At 74.5% G+C, this 5,774-nt stretch carries 5 protein-coding genes and 1 pseudogene; 4 read left to right on the top strand and 2 right to left on the bottom strand.

Translation table 11 applies throughout. The features are described 5' to 3' along the window. Positions 1-236 precede the first annotated feature (236 nt). Positions 237-773 carry an HNH endonuclease gene (locus ACSNOH_RS33050; protein ID WP_436725139.1) on the bottom strand — a complete coding sequence of 179 codons (537 nt, stop codon included), beginning with the start codon at positions 771-773 and terminating at the stop codon, positions 237-239. 255 nt (positions 774-1,028) lie between these two features. Between ACSNOH_RS33050 and ACSNOH_RS33045 the strand changes: the two genes are divergently transcribed. After that, positions 1,029-2,099 carry a mechanosensitive ion channel family protein gene (locus ACSNOH_RS33045; protein WP_436725138.1) on the top strand — a complete coding sequence of 357 codons (1,071 nt, stop codon included), beginning with the start codon at positions 1,029-1,031 and terminating at the stop codon, positions 2,097-2,099. 55 nt (positions 2,100-2,154) lie between these two features. Here the strand turns inward: ACSNOH_RS33045 and ACSNOH_RS33040 are convergent, their stop codons facing one another. Continuing rightward, positions 2,155-2,655 carry an FBP domain-containing protein gene (locus ACSNOH_RS33040; protein ID WP_436725137.1) on the bottom strand — a complete coding sequence of 167 codons (501 nt, stop codon included), beginning with the start codon at positions 2,653-2,655 and terminating at the stop codon, positions 2,155-2,157. A 162-nt stretch (positions 2,656-2,817) separates the two neighbouring features. On the opposite strand from ACSNOH_RS33040, the gene ACSNOH_RS33035 reads away from it, so the two are divergent. From ACSNOH_RS33035 to ACSNOH_RS33025, 3 genes and pseudogenes are all read left to right on the top strand, one after another. Next, positions 2,818-3,999 (top strand): ROK family transcriptional regulator, encoded by a 1,182-nt coding sequence (locus ACSNOH_RS33035; protein ID WP_436725136.1) that lies wholly within the window; start codon positions 2,818-2,820, stop codon positions 3,997-3,999. 58 nt (positions 4,000-4,057) lie between these two features. Continuing rightward, positions 4,058-5,296, top strand: coding sequence for a 6-phospho-beta-glucosidase (locus tag ACSNOH_RS33030; RefSeq protein WP_436725140.1), 1,239 nt, complete (start codon positions 4,058-4,060; stop codon positions 5,294-5,296). A gap of 86 nt (positions 5,297-5,382) precedes the next feature. Beyond that, positions 5,383-5,774: pseudogene (locus ACSNOH_RS33025) on the top strand (ATPase); the annotation flags it as partial.

Genomic DNA, 5,774 nt, shown 5'->3' with positions numbered 1-5,774 from the left:
GGTTCCGGGGGCACCCTGCAGGGGGTGGAGGCGTACGAGGCCCGCTGACGCGGGGTGTCCGGCGGCACGCGCTGATCCGGTTGTTGCGCGCTCCGCCGGTCTGTCGCCGTCGTGGCGGATCGCCGTTGCGGCGGGGGGACCTGCCCGCCGCAACGGCGAGGGCTCCGGCTACCGGAACCGCACCGGTACCGCAAGCCGGAGCATCGCCCGGTGCGAACGATGATGGCCCGGAACCGTCAGGCGGAAATGCCGTCGATCCGGGCCATCGCATCCTCCGCGCCGAATGCCTCCAGATAAGGCAGCCAGCGCGGATCCCTATGGCCCGTGCCGATGATGCGCCAGGCCAGGCCGGACGGCGGCGCGGGCTGGTGGCGCAGCCGCCACCCCAGCTCGGCGACGTGCCGGTCGGCCTTGACGTGGTTGCAGCGGCGGCAGGCCGCCACCACGTTCTCCCAGGCGTGCTGGCCGCCGCGGCTGCGCGGGACCACGTGGTCGACGCTGGTTGCGACGCCACCGCAATACGCGCAGCGCCCGCCGTCACGGGCGAAGAGGGCACGGCGGGTGAGCGGGACGGGCCCCCGAAAGGGCACGCGGACGAACCGTTTGAGACGGACCACGCTGGGAGCGGGGATGGTGCACGTTGCGCTGTGCATGAAGGCGCCGGTGTCCTCAAGGCTGACGGCCTTTTCGTTGAGGACGAGTATGAGCGCGCGGCGGAGCGGTACGACGCCGAGCGGCTCGTACGACGCGTTGAGGACCAGGACATGCGGCACGGGTGCCTCCTTGTACGCCGGCGGCGCGTGGCTCGCGCCGGGACGATCTCCTGCAAGTGTCCCCCGGCCCCTGGTCGGAGCGCCACCATGACCAGGTAACGGGTCACGGGTGTTTTGGAACACATCTTGTTCATCCCCCGCTCAGGACCGGTCGCATCTCGAACACAGCAACGGACGATCACCTGCGCCCCGCTAGTCTGGGTGGTCTTGCCCGCCCGCGTCCCGGGCCGGCATCACACACGGAGGGTTCCTGCAGTGTTCTGGTCCGCTGCCCTGGCCGCAGAAGACGCGACGCCCCGTCCTGTCTCTCTCGACGAGGCACAACGGACGGCGAACGACGCCGCCGGCTGGGTCGAGGAGAACTGGTCCATCTGGCTCAGCAACAGCCTGCGCATCATCCTGATCGTGGTCATCGCGGTCGTGATGCGCTCCCTGATCCGGCGCGCCATCACCAAGCTCATAGCGCGTATGAACCGCACGGCCTCGGCCGTCGACGGCACGGCCCTGGGGGGCCTGCTGGTCAACGCGGAGCGGCGCCGGCAGCGCTCGGAGGCCATCGGCTCCGTGCTGCGCAGCGTCGCCTCGTTCCTGATCATGGGCACGGCGGCGCTGACCGTGCTGTCGGTCCTGAAGATCAACCTGGCCCCGCTGCTGGCGAGCGCGGGCGTGGCGGGCGTCGCCATCGGTTTCGGCGCCCGCAATCTCGTCACCGACTTCCTCTCCGGCGTCTTCATGATCCTTGAGGATCAGTACGGCGTCGGGGACACGATCGACGCCGGGGTCGCCTCCGGCGAGGTGATCGAGGTGGGCCTGCGCGTGACCAAGCTGCGCGGCACGGACGGCGAGATCTGGTACGTGCGCAACGGCGAGGTCAAGCGCATCGGCAACCTCAGCCAGGGCTGGGCGACGGCGGGCGTCGACGTCCAGGTCCGCGCGGACGAGGACCTGGACCGGGTGCGCGAGGTCCTCACCCGTACGGGCGAGGAGATGCAGAAGACCGAGCCGTGGACGGAGCGGCTGTGGGAGCCGGTCGAGGTCCTCGGCCTGAACGCCGTCTACCTGGACTCGGTGGTCGTCCGGGTCTCGGCCAAGACGATGCCGGGCAAGGCGCTGGGCGTGGAGCGGGAGCTGCGCTGGCGCATCAAGCAGGCGCTGGACGCGGAGGGGATCCGCATCGTGGGGCGCCCGCCCGAGGCGAACCTGGAGACGGAGGGCGGGCCCGACCCGATGGCGGCCGTCGCCGCCCCGTCCGTCCTGGCCAACCCCTCGTCGCCGCAGTCCCAGGCGACGACGCCGATACCGCCGGGGGCGACGCTGGGCAAGTGACGGGGCCCGCGCGGTGCTGCCCGGCCCGGCCCCGCCCGGCCTAGCCCCGCTCGGCCTAGCCCCGCTCGACCTTGGCCAGGAAGTCGTCCAGGTTCGCGAGCGTACGGGCCACCCGCTCCTCCACGCTGAGCGTCTCCTTGTAGCGCATCGCCATCTGCGGGACCTTCTTGCCGCGCAGATAGAGCGAGCAGGCCAGGTCCGCGCACATGTACGCGCCCACCGTGTTGCCCTCGCGGCCCGCCGGACCGACCCGCCGGGCCGCCAGCAGGGAGACGCCCGAGCCGGGGTGGCCCGTCAGGCACAGCGAGCACATCGTGGTCTTCGCCATGCTCCGCGGGCCGCCCTGCGGCACGCGCAGGGTCACGCCGGTCAGCTTCCCGTCGCGCTCGGCCACGATGTAGCCGCGGTCCGGCGCGCCCGGGTCCCGCCAGCCCAGGAAGTCGAGGTCCTCCCAGGGGACTTCGGAGAGGTTGCGCGGAAGCGCGATCCGGCGGGCCTCCCCCTTGGAGCAGTTGATGAAGGACGCGCGTATGTCGTGGTCGGCGAGCGGTTGCATGGTTACGGAAATTAACAGCGTCCGGGCGATACGTCGCCCGATTTTCGGGCCGCCCGCCGCCGCCCTCGGACCGCCCGCCGCTGCCCGTTGACGCCCCGGCCCGGCGGCGCCTACGCTCCCGGTTAATAGGAAGGTTTCCTAACAGACTAGGGGCGAGGTGTGATGGCCAGTACTCCGGGGACGCCCCGCGTGCTGCGGGCCATGAACGACCGCGCCGCCCTCGACCTCCTCGTCGCCCACGGCCCGCTCACCCGCACCCGCCTCGGCGAGCTGACCGGCCTGTCCAAGCCCACCGCCTCCCAGCTGCTCGCCCGCCTGGAGACCGCCGGCCTGGTGCGCCGCACCGGGAGCGTCACCGGACGGCCCGGACCCAGCGCCCAGCTGTACGAGATCAACCCCGGCATCGCCCACGTCGCCGCGCTGACCGTGAGCCCCGGCGGCGTCACCGCACTGGTCGCGGACATCGCGGGCACGGTCGCCGGCGAGCACCGCGTGCGCACCGAGGAGGCCCCCGGCCCGGCCGAGCTCGTCGCGCGGGCCGTCGACGGCGCCCTCGCCGCGGCCGGGCTCGGCCGGGCCGCCCTGCGCCACACCGTCATCGGCACGCCCGGCGCCCTCGACCCGCGCACCGGCGTCCTGCGCTACGCCCCCCACCTGCCGGGCTGGCAGTCCCCCGCCCTGCGGGACGAACTCGCCGGGTCCCTGGGCACGCCCGTCGTCATCGAGAACGACGTCAACCTCGCCGCCGTCGCCGAACAGCACGCCGGCGCGGCGCAGGGCTGCGGCGACTACGTCCTGGTATGGGCGGACGACGGCGTCGGCGCGGCGGTCGTGCTCGGCGGCCGGCTGCTGCGCGGCGCCACGGGCGGCGCCGGGGAGATCGGCTACATGCCGCTGCCGGGCGCTCCGCTCGCGCGCGGCGGGGACGACGCCACGGCCGGCCCCGACGGCGGCGGCGGCTTCCAGATGCTCGTGTCCTCCTCCGCCGTCGTCGCGCTGGCCCGCTCCCACGGCATCGACGCCCGTACGGCCCCCGACGCGCTCGCCCGCGCGGCAAGGACGCCGGGCGCGGGCGACGACGTGCTCGCCGAGCTGGGCCGGCGGCTGGCCACGGGCCTCGCGGCGGTCGTCGCCGTGGTCGACCCCGCGCTGGTGGTGCTCTCCGGCGCGGTGTGCCGGGCGGGCGGGGAGCGGCTGCGCGCGATGGCGGAGGCGGAGCTCACCGGGCTGGCGCTGCCCCGGCCGGAGCTGCGGCTGAGCACCGTCGGGGGCAGCCCGGTGCTCACCGGCGCGCTGCGCACGGCGCTCGCGGCGGCCAGGGAGACGGTGTTCGACACGGCCTGAGCCCGCCTCGCCCCGGCCGGGGCGACCGACGAAGGAGTCACGGTTGAAGCTCGCAGTGGTGGGGGGCGGCTCCACCTACACCCCCGAACTCGTCGACGGCTTCGCCCGGCTGCGCGACGCGCTGCCGGTGACGGAGCTCGTCCTGATCGACCCGGACGCGGAGCGGCTGGACCTCGTCGGCGGGCTCGCGCGGCGCATCCTCGCCCGGCAGGGCCACCCCGGCCGCGTCTCCTGCACCGCGGACCTGGACGCGGGCGCCGACGGCGCGGACGCGGTCCTGCTGCAGCTGCGCGTGGGCGGGCAGGCGGCGCGGCAGCAGGACGAGACGTGGCCGCTGGAGTGCGGCTGCGTCGGCCAGGAGACCACCGGCGCGGGCGGGCTGGCGAAAGCGCTGCGCACGGTGCCGGTAGTGCTGGACATCGCCGAGCGCGTGCGGCGGCGCAGTCCGGACGCCTGGATCGTGGACTTCACCAACCCGGTGGGCATCGTGACCCGGGCGCTGCTGCAGGCCGGGCACCGGGCCGTGGGGCTGTGCAACGTCGCGATCGGCTTCCAGCGGAAGTTCGCCCGGCTGCTCGGGGTGGCTCCGCAGGAGGTGGCGCTGGAGCACGTGGGACTGAACCACCTCACGTGGGAGCGGGCGGTGACCGTGGGCGGGCGGGACGTCCTGCCGCGGCTGATCGCCGAGCACGGGGACGCGATCGCCGGGGACCTGCGCATGCCGCGCTCGCTGGTGGAGCGGCTCGGCGTCGTGCCCTCTTACTATCTGCGCTACTTCTACCGTCACGACGAGGTCGTCCGGGAGCTGCGGACCAAGCCGTCGCGGGCGGCCGAAGTGGCGGCGATGGAGCGGGAGCTGCTGGCCCTCTACGCCGATCCGGCGCTCGACGAGAAGCCCGCGCTGCTCGCCAAGCGCGGCGGCGCCTTCTACTCGGAGGCGGCGGTGGCCCTGACCGCGTCGCTGCTGCGGGACACGGGCGACGTCCAGGTCGTCAACGCCCGCAACGACGGCACCCTGCCCTTCCTCCCGGACGACGCGGTGATCGAGGTGCCGGCGGCCGTCGGCGCGCGGGGGCCGCGCCCGCTGCCCGTACGGCTGCTGGAGCCGCTGTTCGCGGGGCTGGTCGCGAGCGTCACGGCGTACGAGCACCTGGCGCTGGAGGCGGCGCTCAAGGGCGGCCGCGAGCGCGTGTTCGCGGCGCTGCTCGCGCACCCGCTGGTCGGCCAGCTCGACCACGCCGACCGGCTGACCGACGCCCTCCTCGCCCACAACCGGGACCACCTCGCGTGGGCGTGAGACGTACGGACGTGACGCGTACGGAGGCGGGGCGTACGGACGTGACGCGTGCGGACGTGGCGCGTACGGACGTGACGCGTACGGACGTGACGCGTGCGGGCGGCGCGCTGCTGGCTGTCGACGCGGGCAACAGCAAGACCGACGTGGCGCTGGTGGGACCGGACGGGGCGGTGCTGGGGGCGGCGCGCGGCGGCGGGTTCCAGCCGCAGGGCGCGGGCGTGCGGTCCGCGGTGGACGGCCTGGCGGAGCTGGTGGAGCGGGCCGTGGCGGGAGCCGGCGGCCTCCCCCCGTACGCCGCCCACGTCCAGGCGTGCCTGGCCAACTGCGACCTGCCGGTGGAGGAGGAGGCGCTGACCGCGGAGATCTCCGCCCGCGGCTGGGGGCGGACGACCGCCGTCGCCAACGACACCTTCGCGCTGCTGCGGGCGGGGCTGCCCGACGGGGGCGAGCCGGTGGGGGTCGCCGTGGTGTGCGGGGC

Source organism: Streptomyces sp. URMC 127, from assembly GCF_051386535.1.
In the GTDB taxonomy this organism is placed as follows: Bacteria; Actinomycetota; Actinomycetes; order Streptomycetales; family Streptomycetaceae; genus Streptomyces.
This window is presented reverse-complemented; position numbering and strand designations above follow the sequence as displayed.

Coding starts and splice junctions, on each gene's coding strand:
- ACSNOH_RS33040 (WP_436725137.1), bottom strand. CDS start 2,655: ATGCAACCGCTCGCCGACCACGACATACGCGCGTCCTTCATCAACTGC.
- ACSNOH_RS33035 (WP_436725136.1), top strand. CDS start 2,818: ATGGCCAGTACTCCGGGGACGCCCCGCGTGCTGCGGGCCATGAACGAC.